Annotated in this window: 17 protein-coding genes; 11 read left to right on the top strand and 6 right to left on the bottom strand. The window is 51.9% G+C overall.

The genetic code is table 11. The features are described from left to right. Window positions 1-309 precede the first annotated feature (309 nt). From WC5_RS15635 to WC5_RS15670, 8 genes are all read left to right on the top strand, one after another. The gene (locus tag WC5_RS15635) at window positions 310-672 is read left to right on the top strand and encodes a DUF3302 domain-containing protein (protein ID WP_000479617.1); all 363 of its coding nucleotides are present in this window, start codon (window positions 310-312) and stop codon (window positions 670-672) included. A 2-nt stretch (window positions 673-674) separates the two neighbouring features. Continuing rightward, window positions 675-1,811 carry an HlyD family secretion protein gene (locus tag WC5_RS15640; RefSeq protein WP_000364948.1) on the top strand — a complete coding sequence of 379 codons (1,137 nt, stop codon included), beginning with the start codon at window positions 675-677 and terminating at the stop codon, window positions 1,809-1,811. Between the two features lie 70 nt (window positions 1,812-1,881). Then, window positions 1,882-2,490, top strand: coding sequence for a glutathione S-transferase (locus tag WC5_RS15645; protein WP_000779795.1), 609 nt, complete (start codon window positions 1,882-1,884; stop codon window positions 2,488-2,490). 97 nt (window positions 2,491-2,587) lie between these two features. Beyond that, a complete protein-coding gene (gene selA / locus WC5_RS15650; protein WP_000206250.1) occupies window positions 2,588-3,979 on the top strand; it encodes an L-seryl-tRNA(Sec) selenium transferase in 1,392 nt (463 codons plus the stop codon). After that, window positions 3,976-5,820 (top strand): selenocysteine-specific translation elongation factor, encoded by a 1,845-nt coding sequence (gene selB, locus WC5_RS15655; RefSeq protein ID WP_000582502.1) that lies wholly within the window; start codon window positions 3,976-3,978, stop codon window positions 5,818-5,820. Before selA ends, selB begins: the two co-directional genes overlap by 4 nt. A gap of 188 nt (window positions 5,821-6,008) precedes the next feature. Continuing rightward, window positions 6,009-7,160, top strand: a complete 1,152-nt coding sequence (gene yiaY / locus WC5_RS15660) for an L-threonine dehydrogenase (protein ID WP_000741518.1) — start codon at window positions 6,009-6,011, stop codon at window positions 7,158-7,160. A gap of 164 nt (window positions 7,161-7,324) precedes the next feature. Continuing rightward, complete coding sequence (gene aldB, locus WC5_RS15665; RefSeq protein ID WP_000183976.1) at window positions 7,325-8,863, top strand: aldehyde dehydrogenase AldB; 1,539 nt, start codon at window positions 7,325-7,327, stop codon at window positions 8,861-8,863. A gap of 649 nt (window positions 8,864-9,512) precedes the next feature. Then, window positions 9,513-10,907, top strand: a complete 1,395-nt coding sequence (locus tag WC5_RS15670; RefSeq protein WP_000749924.1) for a carbohydrate porin — start codon at window positions 9,513-9,515, stop codon at window positions 10,905-10,907. A gap of 41 nt (window positions 10,908-10,948) precedes the next feature. Here the strand turns inward: WC5_RS15670 and rhaM are convergent, their stop codons facing one another. From rhaM to rhaB, 5 genes are all read right to left on the bottom strand, one after another. After that, on the bottom strand, window positions 10,949-11,263 hold the full coding sequence (gene rhaM / locus WC5_RS15675) for an L-rhamnose mutarotase (protein ID WP_000619484.1): 315 nt from the start codon (window positions 11,261-11,263) through the stop codon (window positions 10,949-10,951). Then, entirely contained in the window at window positions 11,260-12,408 is a 1,149-nt protein-coding gene (fucO, locus tag WC5_RS15680) for a lactaldehyde reductase (RefSeq protein ID WP_000009275.1), read from the bottom strand. The genes rhaM and fucO overlap by 4 nt, the downstream gene beginning before the upstream one ends. A gap of 71 nt (window positions 12,409-12,479) precedes the next feature. After that, window positions 12,480-13,304, bottom strand: a complete 825-nt coding sequence (rhaD, locus tag WC5_RS15685) for a rhamnulose-1-phosphate aldolase (RefSeq protein ID WP_001179772.1) — start codon at window positions 13,302-13,304, stop codon at window positions 12,480-12,482. Between the two features lie 240 nt (window positions 13,305-13,544). Beyond that, window positions 13,545-14,804 carry an L-rhamnose isomerase gene (gene rhaA / locus WC5_RS15690; RefSeq protein ID WP_010350883.1) on the bottom strand — a complete coding sequence of 420 codons (1,260 nt, stop codon included), beginning with the start codon at window positions 14,802-14,804 and terminating at the stop codon, window positions 13,545-13,547. Next, window positions 14,801-16,270 (bottom strand): rhamnulokinase, encoded by a 1,470-nt coding sequence (gene rhaB, locus WC5_RS15695; RefSeq protein ID WP_000144221.1) that lies wholly within the window; start codon window positions 16,268-16,270, stop codon window positions 14,801-14,803. Before rhaB ends, rhaA begins: the two co-directional genes overlap by 4 nt. A 287-nt stretch (window positions 16,271-16,557) precedes the next feature. On the opposite strand from rhaB, the gene rhaS reads away from it, so the two are divergent. Together rhaS and rhaR are read left to right on the top strand one after the other, a co-directional pair. Further along, window positions 16,558-17,394: an HTH-type transcriptional activator RhaS gene (gene rhaS / locus WC5_RS15700; RefSeq protein ID WP_000382765.1), complete on the top strand. Its 837-nt coding sequence runs from the start codon at window positions 16,558-16,560 to the stop codon at window positions 17,392-17,394. Between the two features lie 72 nt (window positions 17,395-17,466). Further along, a complete protein-coding gene (gene rhaR / locus WC5_RS15705; RefSeq protein WP_000233565.1) occupies window positions 17,467-18,315 on the top strand; it encodes an HTH-type transcriptional activator RhaR in 849 nt (282 codons plus the stop codon). Here the strand turns inward: rhaR and rhaT are convergent. After that, window positions 18,312-19,346 (bottom strand): L-rhamnose/proton symporter RhaT, encoded by a 1,035-nt coding sequence (gene rhaT / locus WC5_RS15710; protein ID WP_000063528.1) that lies wholly within the window; start codon window positions 19,344-19,346, stop codon window positions 18,312-18,314. The genes rhaR and rhaT overlap by 4 nt on opposite strands. Before the next feature lie 284 nt (window positions 19,347-19,630). Here rhaT and sodA point away from each other — a divergent pair, with 284 nt between their 5' ends. Further along, window positions 19,631-20,251 (top strand): superoxide dismutase [Mn], encoded by a 621-nt coding sequence (gene sodA / locus WC5_RS15715; protein ID WP_010350891.1) that lies wholly within the window; start codon window positions 19,631-19,633, stop codon window positions 20,249-20,251. Window positions 20,252-20,492 lie beyond the last annotated feature (241 nt).

Genomic DNA, 20,492 nt, shown 5'->3' with positions numbered 1-20,492 from the left:
AGGCGGCGATTTTCGCTAAAAATGGCATTAAAATGTGAATAACATCACATTTTTGTTTTGGTTGTTTGTTGAATTATTGTGATCTGAGTCACAAGATATTTTCTTCGGTAATTCACCTGGTGTGATCTGCAGCATGTTCTGACTTTGCCTTAAGACCGTTTTGTAACTGAGCAACTTATCGCCTTTTAAAATTATCCTTCGGTGTGATGGCGAGATTGGCAAACGCGGATTAATGTCAAAGTATCAGCCTGACTCCCTTACGGCTGCCAGCCAAAAAACAACACTGATAAGCGTGAATCCGAGGCAGATATGTTTCTAAACTACTTCGCGTTGGGAGTGCTGATCTTCGTCTTTCTGGTGATTTTTTATGGAATCATCGCGATACATGACATCCCCTATCTGATTGCCAAAAAGCGCAACCATCCCCACGCCGACGCCATTCATACGGCGGGTTGGGTAAGTCTGTTTACCCTGCATGTAATCTGGCCGTTCTTGTGGATCTGGGCAACGCTTTACCAGCCAGAGCGCGGCTGGGGAATGCAGTCACATACTGCGTCGCAAGAGAAAGCGACTGACCCGGAAATTGCCGCGCTTTCTGACCGTGTTTCCCGGCTGGAGCACCAACTTGCAGCCGAAAAAAAGACTGACTATTCCACGTTCCCGGAGATCTGATTATGGATCTGTTAATTGTTTTAACTTACGTGGCGCTGGCATGGGCGGTCTTTAAAATCTTCCGCATTCCGGTGAATCAGTGGACGCTGGCGACGGCGGCGCTGGGTGGCGTATTTCTGGTGAGTGGTTTGATTTTATTGATGAACTACAACCATCCTTACACTTTTACTGCGCAAAAGGCAGTGATAGCGATCCCCATCACGCCACAGGTGACGGGGATCGTGACTGAAGTCACCGACAAAAATAATCAGCTTATTCAAAAGGGCGAGGTGCTTTTTAAGCTCGACCCGGTACGTTATCAGGCGCGAGTAGACAGACTTCAGGCTGATTTGATGACGGCGACGCATAATATCAAAACGCTGCGCGCGCAGCTCACTGAAGCGCAGGCCAACACCACTCAAGTTTCAGCGGAGCGCGACCGTCTGTTTAAAAATTATCAACGTTACCTGAAAGGTAGTCGGGCGACGGTCAATCCGTTCTCGGAACGTGACATCGACGACGCGCGGCAAAATTTTCTCGCGCAGGATGCGCTGGTGAAAGGTTCGGTGGCGGAGCAGGCGCAGATCCAGAGCCAGCTCGACAGCATGGTTAACGGCGAGCAATCACAGATTGTAAGCTTAAGGGCGCAACTGACCGAAGCGAAATATAACCTTGAGCAAACTATTATTCGCGCGCCGAGCAACGGCTACGTTACTCAGGTACTGATCCGCCCAGGCACTTACGCGGCAGCTTTGCCGTTACGTCCGGTAATGGTCTTCATCCCTGAGCAAAAACGGCAAATCGTCGCCCAGTTCCGGCAAAACTCGCTGTTACGTCTGAAACCCGGTGATGATGCGGAAGTCGTATTTAACGCGCTGCCGGGGCAGGTATTCCACGGCAAACTGACCAGCATCTTGCCAGTGGTGCCAGGCGGTTCGTATCAGGCGCAGGGGGTGCTGCAATCGTTAACGGTCGTGCCCGGAACGGATGGTGTGCTGGGAACCATTGAACTCGACCCTAACGCTGATATCGATGCCTTACCCGACGGCATCTACGCCCAGGTGGCGGTTTACTCCGACCATTTCAGCCATGTTTCGGTGATGCGGAAAGTACTGCTAAGAATGACCAGTTGGATGCATTATCTTTATTTGGATCATTGAGACTTGTATCACCTGTGTTTTGCGCGAGCCTGAGCCATACTGATATTTTTCCTCGCACAAAGGACATGGCATGAAACTCGTCGGTAGCTACACCAGCCCGTTTGTACGCAAACTTTCTATTCTGTTGTTAGAAAAGGGCATAACTTTCGAATTTATTAATGAACTGCCCTATAACGCGGACAACGGCGTGGCGCAATTTAACCCGTTAGGGAAAGTGCCGGTGTTGGTGACCGAAGAGGGCGAATGCTGGTTTGATTCACCGATCATCGCCGAATATATTGAATTAATGAATGTCGCTCCGGCGATGTTGCCGCGCGATCCGCTGGAGTCGTTGCGAGTGCGTAAAATTGAGGCGCTGGCCGACGGTATTATGGATGCTGGGCTGGTGTCGGTGCGCGAACAGGCGCGTCCTGCGGCGCAGCAGTCTGAAGATGAATTGTTACGCCAGCGAGAGAAAATCAACCGTAGCCTGGATGTGCTGGAAGGATATCTGGTCGATGGCACGCTCAAAGTCGATACGGTCAATCTGGCGACTATCGCCATTGCCTGTGCCGTTGGATATCTCAATTTCCGCCGCGTTGCGCCGGGCTGGTGTGTCGACCGCCCACACTTAGTCAAACTGGTCGAAAACTTGTTTAGCCGCGAAAGTTTTGCCCGCACCGAACCACCAAAGGCTTGATGCGCGATATGTCCTCCTGACCCATCTCACGTTACAATCCGTGGTTATGTTAAACGCCCTTCTCCGTGTGAGAGGGCCTTGATCAGCCAGGTTTCCTATGACAACCGAAACGCGTTCCCTCTATAGTCAACTTCCGGCTATTGATCGCTTATTGCGCGATAGCTCCTTCCTTTCTTTGCGTGATACTTATGGTCACACCCGCGTGGTGGAATTGCTGCGTCAGATGCTTGATGAAGCGCGAGAAGTGATTCGTGACAGCCAGACGCTGCCCGCGTGGTGTGAGAACTGGGCGCAAGAAGTCGATGCCCGGCTGACGAAAGAGGCGCAGAGCGCGCTGCGTCCGGTGATCAACCTGACGGGAACCGTGCTGCATACCAACCTTGGGCGAGCTTTACAGGCGGAAGCAGCGGTGGAAGCCGTTGCGCAGGCTATGCGTTCGCCGGTGACGCTGGAGTACGATCTGGACGACGCCGGACGCGGGCATCGCGATCGCGCACTGGCGCAACTGCTGTGCCGCATTACCGGCGCGGAAGATGCCTGTATCGTCAATAACAATGCGGCGGCGGTGCTGCTGATGTTGGCAGCCACTGCCAGCGGTAAAGAGGTGGTGGTGTCTCGTGGCGAACTGGTGGAGATTGGCGGCGCGTTTCGTATTCCTGACGTAATGCGTCAGGCAGGCTGCACCCTGCACGAAGTGGGGACGACCAACCGTACCCACGCCAGTGATTATCGTCAGGCAGTAAATGAAAATACCGCGCTGTTGATGAAAGTACATACCAGTAACTACAGCATTCAGGGATTTACCAAAGCGATAGACGAAGCGGAACTGGTGGCGCTCGGCAAAGAGCTGGATGTTCCCGTGGTGACTGATTTAGGCAGTGGTTCGCTGGTCGATCTTAGCCAGTACGGTTTGCCGAAAGAGCCGATGCCGCAGGAGTTGATTGCGGCGGGCGTCAGTCTGGTGAGCTTCTCTGGCGACAAGTTGTTAGGCGGGCCGCAGGCAGGGATCATCGTTGGTAAGAAAGAGATGATTTCCCGCCTGCAAAGCCATCCGCTGAAACGTGCATTACGCGCAGATAAAATGACCCTCGCGGCGCTGGAAGCGACGCTGCGCCTTTATTTGCACCCCGAAGCACTGAGCGAAAAATTACCGACCCTGCGTCTGCTTACCCGCAGCGCAGAGGTTATTCAAATCCAGGCACAACGTTTACAGGCTCCCCTTGCCGCACATTACGGCGCGGAGTTTGCGGTACAGGTTATGCCGTGTCTTTCGCAGATTGGCAGTGGTTCGCTGCCGGTTGATCGCCTGCCGAGCGCGGCATTAACGTTTACACCCCATGACGGACGCGGCAGCCACCTTGAAGCATTAGCCGCCCGCTGGCGTGAATTGCCGGTTCCGGTGATTGGACGTATCTACGACGGGCGATTGTGGCTGGATCTACGCTGCCTTGAAGATGAGCAACGGTTTATGGAGATGTTGTTGAAATGATTATTGCGACTGCCGGACACGTTGACCACGGCAAAACAACCTTATTGCAGGCGATTACTGGCGTAAATGCCGACCGTCTGCCGGAAGAAAGAAAGCGCGGTATGACCATCGATCTCGGCTATGCCTACTGGCCGCAGCCGGATGGTCGCGTGCCTGGTTTTATCGACGTTCCCGGTCATGAAAAGTTTCTTTCCAACATGCTGGCGGGCGTGGGGGGTATCGATCATGCGCTGCTGGTGGTGGCTTGCGATGACGGTGTGATGGCGCAGACCCGTGAGCATCTGGCGATTTTGCAACTTACCGGTAACCCGATGCTGACAGTGGCACTGACCAAAGCCGATCGCGTGGACGAAGCGCGTGTTGATGAGGTTGAACGCCAGGTAAAGCAGGTGCTGCGGGAATACGGTTTTGCTGAAGCAAAACTGTTTGTCACCGCAGCAACCGAAGGTCGGGGAATTGATGCCTTGCGCGAACATCTGCTTCAGTTGCCTGAACGTGAACACGCCAGCCAACATACTTTCCGCCTCGCTATCGACCGCGCTTTTACCGTAAAAGGTGCCGGGCTGGTAGTGACCGGTACGGCGTTAAGCGGCGAAGTGAAGGTTGGTGATTCACTATGGCTGACAGGTGTAAATAAGCCGATGCGCGTGCGTGCGCTCCATGCGCAAAATCAGCCAACAGAAACCGCCCATGCCGGGCAACGTATTGCGCTTAATATCGCCGGTGATGTGGAAAAAGAACAGATTAACCGTGGCGACTGGCTGCTTGCCGATGCGCCGCCGGAGCCGTTCACGCGGGTGATTGTCGAGCTACAAACTCACGTACCGTTGACCCAGTGGCAGCCGCTACATATTCACCACGCTGCCAGCCACGTTACGGGGCGCGTTTCGCTGCTCGAAGATAACCTTGCCGAGCTGGTGTTCGACACGCCGCTGTGGCTGGCGGATAACGATCGCATAGTGCTGCGCGATATCTCGGCTCGCAACACGCTGGCGGGGGCGCGCGTGGTGATGCTCAACCCGCCACGTCGCGGTAAGCGTAAGCCGGAATATCTGCAATGGCTGGCGTCTCTTGCACGCACACAAAGCGATGCCGACGCACTGACGGTTCATCTGGAACGCGGAGCGGTGAATCTTGCCGATTTCGCCTGGGCGAGACAGCTCAACGGCGAAGGGATGCGCGAACTGCTGCAACAGCCAGGCTATATTCAGGCTGGTTATAGCTTGTTGAATGCGCCGGTTGCCGCCCGCTGGCAGCGGAAAATCCTCGACACATTAGCGGCTTATCATGAGCAACATCGCGATGAACCTGGACCGGGGCGCGAGCGCCTGCGGCGCATGGCGTTGCCGATGGAAGATGAAGCTCTGGTTCTGTTGCTGATTGAAAAGATGCGCGAAAGCGGCGATATCCACAGCCACCACGGCTGGCTGCATCTGCCGGATCACAAAGCGGGCTTCAGCGAAGAGCAGCAGGCCATCTGGCAAAAAGCAGAGCCGCTATTTGGCGACGAGCCGTGGTGGGTGCGTGACCTGGCAAAAGAGACGGGAACCGACGAGCAGGCAATGCGCCTGACGCTACGCCAGGCGGCGCAGCAGGGGATAATTACGGCGATCGTCAAAGATCGTTATTACCGTAATGATCGGATTGTCGAATTTGCCAATATGATCCGCGATCTCGATCAGGAATGTGGTTCAACCTGCGCGGCGGATTTCCGCGATCGCTTAGGTGTAGGCCGAAAGCTGGCAATTCAAATTCTGGAATATTTTGACCGCATTGGCTTTACGCGGCGTCGTGGAAATGATCATTTATTGCGCGATGCATTATTATTTCCCGAAAGATAAGGAAATGATTAATTCATAATAAATATGAATTAATACAAAATTCTTATTAATATTAAGGAAGCACGTTATTTGATGAATGTAACGTGCTTTTTATTAAAAATATTTTAATAAACGGTAATGTCGATCATATTTCCGAATGAAAATACTTTGTAATCTGCCTGCCCTTTTTACTCTTCCAGGAGTGTTTTATGGCAGCTTCAACCTTTTTTATTCCTTCAGTGAATGTCATCGGCGCTGATTCATTGACTGATGCAATGAATATGATGGCAGATTATGGATTTACCCGTACCTTAATTGTCACTGACAATATGTTAACGAAATTAGGTATGGCGGGCGATGTGCAAAAAGCACTGGAAGAACGCAATATTTTTAGCGTTATTTATGATGGCACCCAACCTAACCCAACCACGGAAAACGTCGCCGCAGGCCTCAAACTGCTGAAAGAAAATAATTGTGATAGCGTAATTTCCTTAGGTGGTGGTTCTCCGCACGACTGTGCGAAAGGCATTGCGCTGGTAGCAGCCAACGGTGGTGATATTCGCGATTACGAAGGCGTTGACCGCTCTGCAAAACCACAGTTGCCGATGATCGCTATCAATACCACGGCGGGTACTGCGTCTGAAATGACCCGTTTCTGCATTATCACTGACGAAGCGCGCCATATCAAAATGGCGATTGTGGATAAACACGTGACTCCGCTGCTTTCTGTCAATGACTCCTCTCTGATGATCGGTATGCCGAAGTCACTGACCGCCGCAACGGGTATGGATGCCTTAACACACGCTATCGAAGCGTATGTGTCTATTGCCGCCACGCCGATCACCGACGCTTGCGCACTGAAAGCCGTGACCATGATTGCCGAAAACCTGCCGTTAGCCGTAGAAGATGGCAGCAATGCGAAAGCGCGTGAAGCGATGGCTTATGCCCAGTTCCTCGCCGGTATGGCGTTCAACAATGCGTCTTTGGGTTATGTTCATGCGATGGCGCACCAGTTAGGCGGTTTCTACAATCTGCCGCACGGTGTATGTAACGCCGTTCTGCTGCCGCACGTTCAGGTATTCAACAGCAAAGTAGCTGCCGCACGTCTGCGTGACTGCGCTGCTGCAATGGGCGTGAACGTGACAGGTAAAAACGACGCGGAAGGTGCAGAAGCCTGCATTAACGCTATCCGTGAACTGGCGAAGAAAGTCGATATTCCGGCAGGTCTGCGCGATCTGAACGTGAAAGAAGAAGATTTCGCGGTACTGGCGACCAATGCTCTGAAAGATGCCTGCGGATTTACTAACCCGATTCAGGCAACTCACGAAGAAATTGTGGCGATTTATCGCGCTGCGATGTAATCATCATTCCCACAACGGCTGGCAAATTGTCAGCCGATTTTTCAATTATCTCTGTAATCCTTGCCCGTAAATTCGTGATTGCCGTCGTAAAGCTGTCACCGGCTGGCGAAGATTTCGCCAGTCACGTCTACCCTTGTTATACCTCACACCGCAAGGAGACGATCATGACCAACAATCCCCCTTCAGCACAGATTAAGCCCGGCGAGTATGGTTTCCCCCTCAAGTTAAAAGCTCGCTATGACAACTTTATCGGCGGCGAATGGGTAGCACCCGCCGACGGCGAGTATTACCAGAACCTGACGCCGGTGACCGGGCAGCTACTGTGCGAAGTGGCGTCTTCGGGCAAACGCGACATCGATCTGGCGCTGGATGCCGCGCATAAAGTGAAAGACAAATGGGCGCATACCTCGGTGCAGGATCGCGCGGCGATTCTGTTTAAGATTGCGGATCGAATGGAACAAAACCTAGAACTGTTAGCGACGGCAGAAACCTGGGATAACGGCAAGCCCATCCGCGAAACCAGTGCTGCCGATGTGCCGCTGGCGATTGACCATTTCCGCTATTTCGCTTCGTGTATTCGGGCGCAGGAAGGTGGTATTAGTGAAGTCGATAGCGAAACCGTGGCTTATCACTTCCACGAACCGTTAGGCGTGGTGGGGCAAATTATCCCGTGGAACTTCCCGCTGCTGATGGCGAGCTGGAAAATGGCTCCCGCGCTGGCGGCGGGCAACTGTGTGGTGCTAAAACCCGCACGACTTACCCCGCTTTCAGTGTTGCTTTTGATGGAGATCGTCGGTGATTTACTGCCGCCAGGCGTGGTGAACGTGGTCAACGGCGCGGGTGGGGAAATTGGCGAATATCTGGCGACCTCAAAACGCATCGCCAAAGTTGCGTTTACCGGCTCAACGGAAGTCGGTCAGCAGATTATGCAGTACGCCACGCAAAATATTATTCCGGTGACGCTGGAGCTGGGCGGTAAGTCGCCAAATATCTTCTTTGCTGATGTGATGGATGAAGAAGATGCTTTCTTCGATAAGGCGCTGGAGGGCTTTGCATTGTTCGCCTTCAACCAGGGCGAAGTCTGTACCTGTCCGAGCCGTGCTTTAGTGCAGGAGTCTATCTACGAACGCTTTATGGAACGTGCTATCCGCCGAGTTGAAAGCATTCGTAGCGGTAACCCGCTCGACAGCGTGACGCAAATGGGCGCACAGGTTTCTCATGGGCAACTGGAAACCATCCTCAATTACATTGATATCGGTAAAAAAGAGGGGGCAGATGTACTCACCGGCGGGCGGCGTAAGCTGCTGGAAGGGGAACTGAAAGACGGTTATTACCTCGAACCGACGATTCTGTTTGGTCAGAACAATATGCGTGTGTTCCAGGAAGAGATATTTGGTCCGGTGCTGGCGGTGACCACCTTCAAAACGATGGACGAGGCGCTGGAGCTGGCGAACGACACGCAATATGGCCTGGGCGCGGGTGTCTGGAGCCGCAACGGTAATCTGGCCTATAAGATGGGGCGTGGCATTCAGGCAGGGCGCGTATGGACCAACTGTTATCACGCTTACCCGGCACATGCGGCGTTTGGCGGCTACAAACAGTCGGGCATCGGACGCGAAACCCATAAGATGATGCTGGAGCATTACCAGCAAACCAAGTGCCTGCTGGTGAGCTACTCGGATAAACCGTTGGGGCTGTTCTGATATAAGAAGCTGGTCGCATCGGGCATTCATTGCCTGATGCGACGCTTGCGTGTCTTATCGGTTCAAATGTTTACGTCTCCTGGGGCTGAGCATTAGCATTCACTGAACTAAATTAAGAGCATCTTTTCTACAAATTACTGCACACCGTTATTCTTCTTACGAATATCCCTATTAGCCCCCCCTTTAAACTTATTTTCGTTGATTGTAATGAGAGTGATAAGCGGCGATATGCCGTGAAGCTGTGACAATGTAAGGAAGAGAGAAAGGCACCTTTTGCGGAGCAGGACACATATTGGTGGCTAAAATAAACATCGCGAATAAAAAAATACTTTTTAATGATTTGATGAATATTTAAATATCTCGAATGTTTCTGTGCAAAGCTATTTATTTTTATGGTTTATGAATTGGCAGGAGTCATATCTAATATTTTTTATGATATTTGGTTAAAAACGGCACTATTGTTATATTCCTCACGTTCCAGGAAATCAGCTGATTTACTCGTATTATGTGGCGGGATACTATTCGCTGGCTTGCTGATGTTGCATTAAAATCGAAAGTGCACATCCTATTAAAACAACTTTTATATTTTTCTATATACGCACTCATTCTTGAAAGCGTAGGGCATCCTTTATTTCAGGGAACGTAAATAATGAAAAAATCGACGTTATCTTTAGCCATAGGTTTATTATTGGCATGTAGTACCGGTATGGCAAAAACACAGCATTTAACGCTGGAACAACGCATGGCATTGCTGGAAGAACGCCTGGAAGCGGCAGAAATGCGGGCAGCAAAAGCAGAGGGGCAGGTAAAACAGCTGCAGACACAACAAGCCGCTGAGATCCGCGAAATTAAGGCTGCCCAGGGCAATACGCCGGTAAATGGACAGGCAACGGCGGAATCTGCAAAGAAAAATGCCACCTCACCTAATCTTTTGCTTTCAGGTTATGGCGATTTAAAAATCTACGGCGACGTAGAATTTAATATGGATGCGGAAAGTAATCATGGCCTGCTGGCAATGACCAACGCTGATGTGAATAGCGATCCTACCAATGAACAGTGGAATCTCAATGGCCGTATTCTGTTAGGCTTTGATGGTGTAAGAAAGCTGGACAACGGTTATTTCGCCGGGTTCTCCGCACAACCGCTGGGGGATATGCACGGTTCTGTGAATATCGATGACGCGGTTTTCTTCTTTGGCAAAGAAAATGACTGGAAAGTCAAAGTAGGGCGTTTTGAAGCCTACGATATGTTCCCGCTAAATCAGGATACCTTTGTTGAGCATTCAGGTAATACTGCGAACGATCTTTATGATGATGGCAGCGGTTATATCTATATGATGAAAGAGGGGCGCGGGCGTTCTAACGCTGGTGGTAATTTCCTTGTCAGCAAACAACTCGATAACTGGTATTTTGAATTAAACACGTTACTGGAAGACGGAACATCTTTATATAACGACGGTAATTATCATGGTCGCGATATGAAGCAGCAGAAAAATGTTGCTTACCTGCGCCCGGTGATAGCCTGGTCGCCGACGGAAGAATTAACCGTTTCCGCAGCGATGGAAGCGAACGTGGTAAATAATGCTTACGGTTATACCGATAGCAAGGGTAATTTTGTCGATCAGTCCGATCGTACCGGTTATGGTATGAGCATGACCTGGAACGGCCTGAAAACCGATCCGGAAAATGGTATCGTGGTTAATCTTAATACCGCCTATTTAGATGCCAATAATGAGAAAGATTTCACTGCCGGGATTAACGCGCTGTGGAAACGTTTCGAGCTGGGTTATATCTACGCGCACAATAAGATTGATGAATTCAGTGGGGTAGTTTGTGATAACGACTGCTGGATTGATGATGAAGGGACGTACACCATTCACACCATTCATGCGTCTTATCAGTTCGCTAACGTGATGGATATGGAGAACTTTAATATTTACCTTGGTACTTATTACTCCATTCTGGATAGCGACGGCGATAAAAAACACGGCGACGATAATGATGATCGTTACGGCGCACGCGTTCGTTTTAAATACTTCTTCTGATGAAAGTGCGGCGCCGGAAAAATATCCGGCACCGCAACTCATTAAGGCAGGTAAAACACTTCTTGTAGCTCGCTGCTGACCGGGCTGTTATCCGGATTAGCGGGCATAACGTCGGTCATATATTTCCACCAACGTTGGCAAACGTCAGTGCTGGCAACCGCATTCCAGCGTTCTTCAGATTCAATTTCTACTGTGGCAAACAGCAAATTTCGCGCTTTATCGAGATAGATGGCGTAGTTATGCGCGCCGTGTGACTTCAACACCGCTTCCAGTTCCGGCCAGATCGGGTTATGCCGACGCTGATACTCGTCGTGGGCGTCCGGGTTGACTTGCATAACAAAGGCTTTGCGGATCATAACGCCTCCAGATAAAGCTCACGCACTTCGTCGCGGCTGGCGGTACGTGGGTTACATGGTGCGCATGGGTCGGCCAGGGCTTTATCTAACCAGCCTTCGATATCCTCTTTGCTGATGCCAAGCTGACTAAATCCCGCAGGTATGCCTACGCGATGGCTCAAGGCTCGAATGGCATTAATTGCTTCCAGACTTGCCGCTTCATCACTCATCCCGCGCGTATCGACCCCCATCGCCTGGGCGATACGGGCAAAGCGTGCGATGGCATTCGGGCGGTTAAAGTTTTCGATTACTGGCAACAAGATGGCATTACACACCCCGTGTGGCAGGTTGTGGGTAGCACCGGGCTGATGCGCCAGTGCGTGAACCAGCCCCAGTCCCGCGCTGTTAAAAGCCATACCCGCCAGATATTGCCCGAAAGCCATCTGTTCGCGAGCTTCCAGATTATGACCATCTTCTACCGCTTTCGGCAGCCACAGAGAAATCAAGCGGATAGCCTCCAGCGCGTTGGCATCAGTTAGCGGATGGGCGCCAACGGAAACAAAGGCTTCTATGGCATGGGTTAGTGCGTCCATACCGGTGGCAGCGGTAACGGAGGCAGGGATCTCCAGCATTACACTGGCATCATCCACGGCGATATCAGGAATAATATTCGAATCGATGATGACTTCTTTCACCTGCCGCGCAGTGTCGATGATCACCGCATTGCTGGTCATCTCAGCGGCAGTTCCGGCAGTAGTATTGATCGCCACCAGCGGCACGCCTGGGTTTCTTACTTTGCCAATGCCAGAGTAAGCAGTAGAAGGGCCTGGATTAGCGGTAAGGATTTTCACGGCTTTTGCGGTATCAATCGGGCTACCGCCACCGAAAGCAATAATGTAGTTACATGCGGCGTCCTGAAATGCAGCGTAGCCTTTTTGCACCAGTTCTTCGGTGGGATTTGGAAAGACTTCATCGAATAGGTGGTAAGACATTTCGTGTTGATCCAGCGCGGTGAACAGACTGTCCAGCAATCCCAACTTAACCAGTTGCCCATCGGTAACGATCAGTGCTTTTCCCCACTGCTTATTCGCAACCAGGTTTACCATATCGCCAATTGCCCCAGCGCCATGCAGGCTGATTTTCGGTAATGCCAACATAAAACTCATGATTATTCTCCTTAAGATCAAATCCTTCTGTCCGGCGGCATAACCCGCGCCGCCAGATGCGAAACGGGGTGTTAAAGCGCCAGTGCGTTTGCCAGTGGGGTGACGCCGAAACGTTTGCCCAGGGCTATCAACTCTTCACGGCTGATGGTCTGTTTCATGCCGCCCATCGAATACACTTTCACCAACACTTCCGCCGATTTTTCTGCGGTATCGATCAGGCCAAACGCTTCGTCCAGCGTCGGACCACTGCCGAAGACGCCGTGGAAAGGCCAGAGAACCAGTGAATGTTTTTGCATTTCCTGCGCGGTGGCCAGGCCGATTTCGTCCGTGCCGGGCACCATCCACGGCAAAATGCCAACGCCATCCGGGAATACCACCAGGCACTCGGTGCTGCCTTCCCACAGTTGGCGAGTGAAGACCGCCGTGTCGTTTTCCAGTACATAGGTGAGGGCGATCAGGTTGGTGGCATGGCAGTGCATGATCACCCGATCTTTACCGTTGGTGGCTTTAATACGTTCGCAATGGGAGAGAAAGTGCGCCGGAAGTTCAGAGGTTGGGACGGCTTCGTGGGTTAGCCCCCAGAGAATATGGTAGCCCGCACCGTCGCTGTCGACCTTCACGACGCCTAAATTTGCAGCGGGATCGAGCTGGACGTTGCGGAAGAATTTGCCGGAGCCGGTGACGATAAACGGTGTGTTTGCCAGTAAAGGCATTGGCTGGCTGAGCGGAATATAGCGCGGTTGTTGGTGGAAATTGTCGTTATACGGCGCGATGTCAGCGTCATCCAGGCGCAGCGTCAGGTTGCCGCCGTTGCGCTCGTCCCAGCCTTTCAGCCAGGCGTCGGTGGTGGCTTTGATCATTCCCTGGACAAACCAGGACTGGGTAATGTTTTGCATGTTCTGTGTTCCTGTAAATTCGGTGCCTTGTTGATACATGGTGCGGCTTGTTCCCCTCACCCTAACCCTCTCCCCAAAGGGGCGAGGGGACTGTCCGGCGCTGTGTTTATCTCCGTTGCCGGAGGGGGCTATGTTTTTCCCCCTCTCCCTTTCAGGGAGAGGGCCGGGGTGAGGGTGACAGCCAGCACGGTCATTCGACCTGTAGGCCGGATAAGGCGCTCGCGCCGCATCCGGCGGTGTTTACCCACGCTGACGCAAAATCGTATTCTCATAAGCCCGCACGCTTTCCAGCCATTCGCTACCCGCTGGCGTATCGTGACGCTGGCAATACATTTCCCACACCGCCTGCCACGGCAACGATTTCTGCTCTTCCAGTAGCGCCAGTCGCGCGGTGTAATCGCCTGCCGCTTCCTGCTTGCGCAGTTCGACTGTCGGTTCTAACAACGCACGCAGCAGGGCTTTTTTCATATTGCGCGTGCCAATGACCCACGCGGCAATACGATTGATGGAGGCATCGAAGAAATCCAGACCAATGTGTACCCGGTCAAACAGGTCATGACGGACAATCTCACTGGCGATTGCCTGGGTTTCATCATCCAGCAGCACCACGTGATCGCTGTCCCAGCGAACCGGGCGGCTGACGTGCAGCAGCAACTGCGGCACATACAGCATGGCGGCGGAAATCTTGTCGGAAATCACTTCAGTCGGGTGGAAATGTCCGGCGTCCAGACACAAAGCGGTCTGGCGGCTGGTGGCATACCCCATGTAAAACTCATTGGAGCCAACCGTGTAACTCTCCGCGCCAATGCCAAACAATTTGCTCTCTACGGCGTCGATATGGTGCGCAGGGTTCAGCTTTTCGCTGATCACTTCATCCAGTGCTGCCAGCAAACGCTGGCGCGGGGCGAGACGGTCAACGGTGATATCTTTCATACCATCCGGGATCCAGATGTTCATCACCGATGGCGTGCCAAGTTGCTCGCCAAAATAGGCCGAAACGCGACGGCTGGCCTTGCAGTGGTCAATCCAGAACTGGCGAATGCGGTCGTCGGCATGGGAGAGCGTAAAGCCATCGGCACTTAGCGGATGCGAAAAACAGGAGGGGTTAAAATCCAGACCGAGCTGATTGGCTTTCGCCCATTCAACCCAGTTTTTGAAGTGCTCTGGTTTGATTTGGTCGCGCGAGACGGGCGTGTCTGATTCCAGATAAATCGCATGTAAATTAAGCCGTTTCGGCCCCGGAATCAGCCGCATAGCCTGTTCCAGATCGGCACGTAGCTCTTCGGCATTGCGCGCTTTGCCCGGATAATTACCTGTGGCCTGAATCCCACCAGTCAACGAACCTTCCGGGTTTTCAAAACCAGAAACATCATCGCCCTGCCAGCAGTGCATTGAAACGGGTAAGCGATCAAGTTGGCGCAGCGCCTCCTCGACATCAATCCCTACCGCCGCGAAACGCTGTTTCGCCAGTTCCCAGGCCTGTTCCAGTTGTGTGGTCATGCGCAAAGCTCCTTTGTCTGTCGTGTAGAGTGAATCCGCGCCACATAGTGGGCAATTTCACTGTCAGGATTAGGGGTAAAGGTGGTCAGATTCGCGGTGGCGCCTACGACCTGACGGAAATCATCCACATTGTTGAGTTCATCCAGCGTCATTAACTGGATGCCGATATTGCCGAGTGTTGAGGCTTCAACTGGCCCGGCGATCACCCGAATACCGCAGGCATCGGCACACAACTGGTTGAGCAGCGCGTTCTGGCTGCCGCCGCCGACAATATGCAGTTGCGAGAAATCTTCACCGCGTAGCTGCGCCAGTTCGTGCAGTACGTCGGCATACAGCAGCGCCAGACTGTCGAAAATACAGCGTGCCAGTTCAGCATCATTTTCTGGGATTGGTTGCGCCGTTTCCCGACACGCTGCCTGAATTTCGCTGCACATCTCGTCAGGATTAATAAAGCGATCGTCATTGGGGTTGATGATGAAGCGACAGGCCGGGAGTGCCTGTGTCGCGGCGATAAGCGTCGGGAGATCGTTGATTTGTCGCTCCTGAAGTACCCGCTGGAGCAGCCATAAACCCATGATATTTTTCAGCACCCGATAGCGACCTTCCGCACCGCCTTCATTGGTGATGTTGGCTGCCAGCGCCGCGTCATTGGTGTATGGCGTCTGGCTTTCGAAGCCCATCAATGACCAGGTGCCGGAGGAGAGATAAGCGGCGCGGGAACCGTTTAACGGCGAGGCGATAACCGCGCTGGCGGTATCATGGCTGGCAACGGCGACCACCGGAATTTCATTACCCTGCGGGCAAATCCAGTGACCTATGACATTACCCGGATGCGTCGGGCGACCAAACCAGGCTTTGTTGGCACCGCTCCACGCCAGCAGGGACTCGTCCCAGTCGTCGCTATTGATATTGACCAGTTGCGTGGTGGTGGCGTTGGTGTATTCCCAGTTCAGCTTGCCGGTCAGACGATAACTAAAGTAATCCGGCATCAGCAGAGCGTGAGCAATGTGCGGGATAAGTTCAGGTTGTTGCTCCGTCAGCGCACGTAGCTGATAGATTGTATTGAAGGGCAGGAACTGGATGCCGCTACGCTGATAAATATCGTGTTTGCCAATTTGCTGCTGTGCCAATGTCATCAGTCCGTTAGTGCGGCTATCACGATAGGAAATCGGTAAACCGACGCGCTGACCGTGTTGATCCAGCAGCACATAGTCCACGCCCCAGGTATCAATGCCGATGCTATCGATATGAATCCCTTCCTCGCACACCTTGTTTAACCCAAGGCGAATGGCGTTTTCCAGACTATCGACATCCCAGGTGGCATAACCGCTCTGGTAATACAGCCCATTGGTAAAACGATGGATTTCACGCAGCGTCAGGCTGCGACATTCACGGTGGTAACGCGCCAACATTACGCGCCCACTGGATGCGCCAAGATCAACGGCGACGCAGTAGCGAAAGGTCATAATGAGATCCTTCTAGGTTTCATTACGCCCAGTCTAAGAAGCGCCCGACTTCGCTACCTTCTCGTTACTGACAGGAAAATACACCGCTGGCAACCAGGGAAAGATGAACGTGATGGCGTTCACAATTTTCAGAAATGTGGTGATGTGATGTTTGCCGCATTTTCTGAAAAATCACGCTTTATCTTGAAAAATCGACATTTTTTACGTGTTTTGCTGTCGAAAATTTAAGGTAAGAACCAAACCGCTTGATTACTATTCCGCCATGTTGACGGCATCAGGAGGCTTATATGGACGTATTACATTGCGTGGATTTTTTTCCGTCTGGTAACGTGTCTGTGGCAATAGAACCCCGGCTTCCACAGGTGGATTTTCCTGAACATCACCATGATTTCCATGAGATTGTGATTGTCGAACATGGCACGGGTATCCATATTTTCAATGGGCAGCCTTATACCATCTCCGGTGGAACAATCTGTTTCGTGCGCGATCATGATCGGCATTTATACGAACATACGGACAATCTGTATTTGACCAATGTGCTGTATCGCTCCCCGGATAGATTTCAGTTTCTTGCCGGGCTGCATCAGCTTCTGCCGCAAGAGCAAGACGGGCAATATCCGTCCCATTGGCGCGTGAGCCACAGCATATTGCAGCAGGTACGGCAGCTGGTTTCGCAACTGGAACAGCAGGACAGAACGAATGATTTACCCTCGAAAGCCAGCGGTGAGATTTTGTTTATGCAATTACTGCTCTTGCTGCGTAAAAACAGTTTGCAGGAGAGCATGGAAAGTCGCGAATCGCGCCTGAACTTGTTGTTGGCCTGGCTGGAAGAACATTTTGCCGACGAGGTGAATTGGGAAATGATGGCGGATCAATTTTCTCTGTCACTACGCACGTTGCATCGTCAGCTAAAACAGCAAACCGGTTTGACGCCCCAGCGTTACCTTAACCGTTTACGGTTGGTGAAGGCGCGTCATCTGTTACGTCATAGCGAGGACAGCGTGACCGAAATCGCATATCGCTGCGGATTCAGCGACAGTAACCACTTTTCGACGCTGTTTCGCCGTGAGTTTAACTGGTCACCACGCGATATTCGCCAGCGGCGGGATGGCTTTCTGCAATAACGCGAATCTTCTCAACGTATTTCCACGCCAGTTTATGAATAATCAAACGCGTCTTCCGGCTGAGGTGGCACGGTGGTTCATCAGTTTGTCCTTCGTAAAAAAGATTTTTTTGCCAGCGAACAGCAGGCGGTCGCGGTTGCTGATCGTTATCCGCAGGATGTCTTTGCCGAGCATACACATGATTTTTGTGAACTGGTGATCGTCTGGCGCGGTAACGGTTTGCACGTGCTCAACGACCGTCCTCATCGTATTACCCGTGGCGATCTCTTTTATATCCACGCAGACGATAAACACTCCTACGCTTCCGTTAACGATCTGGTTTTGCAGAACGTTATTTATTGCCCGGAGCGGCTGACACTTAATCTCGACTGGCAGGGGACGATTCCGGGGTTTAACGCCAGCGCAGAACAACCACACTGGCGTTTAGGTAGTGCGGGCATGGCGCAGGTGCGGCAGGTTATCGGGCAGCTTGAGCACGAAAGCAGTCAGCCCGCGCCGTTTGCCAACGAAATGGCGGAGTTACTGTTCGGGCAGTTGGTGATGCTTTTGCAGCGCCATCGCTACACCAGTGATTCATTACCGCCAACATCCAGTGAAACGTTGCTGGATAAGCTGATTACCCGACTGGCGGCTAGCCTGAAAAGTCCCTTTGCGCTGGATAAATTTTGTGATGAGGCGTCTTGCAGTGAACGCGTCTTGCGTCAGCAATTTCGCCAGCAGACCGGCATGACCATCAATCAATATCTGCGGCAGGTCAGAGTGTGTCATGCGCAATATCTTCTCCAGCATAGCCGCCTGTTAATCAGTGATATTTCGACAGAATGTGGCTTTGAAGACAGTAACTATTTTTCGGTGGTGTTTACCCGGGAAACCGGGATGACGCCCAGTCAGTGGCGTCATCGCAATTCCCGGAAAGATTAACTCGCCATGCCCATGCCGACGATGTTGGCAGCGACAATAATCACCACACAACCGAGGCTCAACACGGTAACCGGACGGCGTCCCGCATTGTTCCACTCTTTCAGCACCAGCCCGACGATACCGCCGCACAATACATAGAAGCTCATATGCAGCATCCAACTGATGTAGTCATACTGCGCCGGAATGCGGGCGTGGCCCCAGGCATAGAAAAAGAATTGCAGATACCACATCAAACCGCCCAGTGCCGAGAGTAACACGTTGTGAATGATCAGCGGTTTTGCCAGCGAGAAGTCGGCTTTTAGCGACAAATCTTTCACTTTTGCCAGACGAATAAAACAGAAACCGAGGTTGATGATCGCGCCGCCACCCATGATGACAACATAGCTTGGCAGAGCGACATACAGTGGATCAACGCCCAGCGCGGCAGCTGCTTCATGCATCGGTTTTGCGGCGTTCATCGCAAAAGACATCCCGGCAGAGAAAATGCCGCACATTACCGCCAGCACCAGCCCTTTTTTCAGGTTGAACTCTTCGGCTTTAATGCCCATTTTGCGCTCTTTCAACTGCCCGGCGCGAGTCACAATCCCCACGCCAATCAGCGCCACCAGTACGCCGAGCAACGTCATGCGCCCACCGTCGGTGTTAATCAGCACATCGAAATTGCCGTTGATAATTGGCGTCATCAGCGTACCGACGATCAACGTAATGCCAATGGCGATACCTATCCCCATCGACATGCCGAGATAACGCATGGTCAGGCCGTAGTTGATATTACCAATCCCCCACATAGCGCCGAACAGAAAAACAGGCAGCAGGGTAGAGAGGCTGAACGAGCTGTAATATGCCCAGAAATCAGGTAGTAGCATGGCGCTGATGGCCCACGGCAGAATAATCCACGAAACAATCCCACCGACTGACCACATGGTTTCCCATGACCATTTTTTTACTTTTTTGAACGGAGCGTAAAAACAGGCTGCACTGGCCGCGCCGATCAAATGCCAAAATATCCCCATCGTAATCGCGTTACTCATCTTCTTATCCTCATCATTTTTCGTCGCGTCACATCTCCGACGAGATGAGTGTAAAAATCGTGCTGTCGATTAACCTTTCGCCTGTTGCCGCCGTTGCCGATTTACTGGCAATCACGGCATTAAGTGGGTGATTTGGTTCACATCTCGGACATTTCCCTGCAAAACCATTCCCCTATGAAAAGTACGGCATTGATAATCATTTTCAATATCATTTAATTAACTATAATGAACCAACTGCTTACGCGGCATTAACAATCGGCCGCCCGACAATACTGGAGATGAATATGAGCTATACCCTGCCATCCCTGCCGTATGCTTACGATGCCCTGGAACCGCACTTCGATAAGCAGACCATGGAAATCCACCACACCAAACACCATCAGGCCTACGTCAACAACGCCAATGCGGCGCTGGAAAGCCTGCCAGAATTCGCCAACCTGCCGGTTGAAGAGCTGATCACTAAACTGGACCAGCTGCCAGCAGACAAGAAAACCGTGCTGCGCAACAACGCTGGTGGTCACGCCAACCACAGCCTGTTCTGGAAAGGCCTGAAAAAAGGCACGACTTTGCAGGGCGACCTGAAAGCGGCTATCGAACGTGATTTCGGTTCCGTTGATAATTTCAAAGCAGAATTTGAGAAAGCGGCAGCTTCCCGCTTTGGTTCCGGCTGGGCATGGCTGGTGCTGAAAGGCGATAAACTGGCGGTGGTTTCTACTGCTAATCAGGACTCCCCGCTGATGGGCGAAGCCATTTCTGGCGCTTCCGGCTTCCCTGTTCTGGGTCTGGATGTGTGGGAACACGCTTACTACCTGAAATTCCAGAACCGCCGTCCGGACTACATCAAAGAGTTCTGGAACGTGGTGAACTGGGACGAAGCTGCGGCACGTTTTGCGGCGAAAAAATAATCGCATATTGCCTGCTGCAATGAGGCGTTTACGCCGTTTTTCAGCATAAAAAACAAACCATCGCCCATAGCGGTGGTTTTTTTGTGATCAATTTCAAAATAAAAACAATGATCCTATAAAAATAAAACAACGTTTCAATTGATGTGGTTTTGATCACTTTTATTGCTCTGTTGAATGTCTATCTTCATTTCCATCAACACTGATGCATCGTGAAGGACTTATGCATCAGCCTATAAAAATA

The organism is Escherichia sp. KTE114 (assembly GCF_000407765.1).
Taxonomy (GTDB): Bacteria; Pseudomonadota; Gammaproteobacteria; order Enterobacterales; family Enterobacteriaceae; genus Escherichia; species Escherichia ruysiae.
This window is presented reverse-complemented; position numbering and strand designations above follow the sequence as displayed.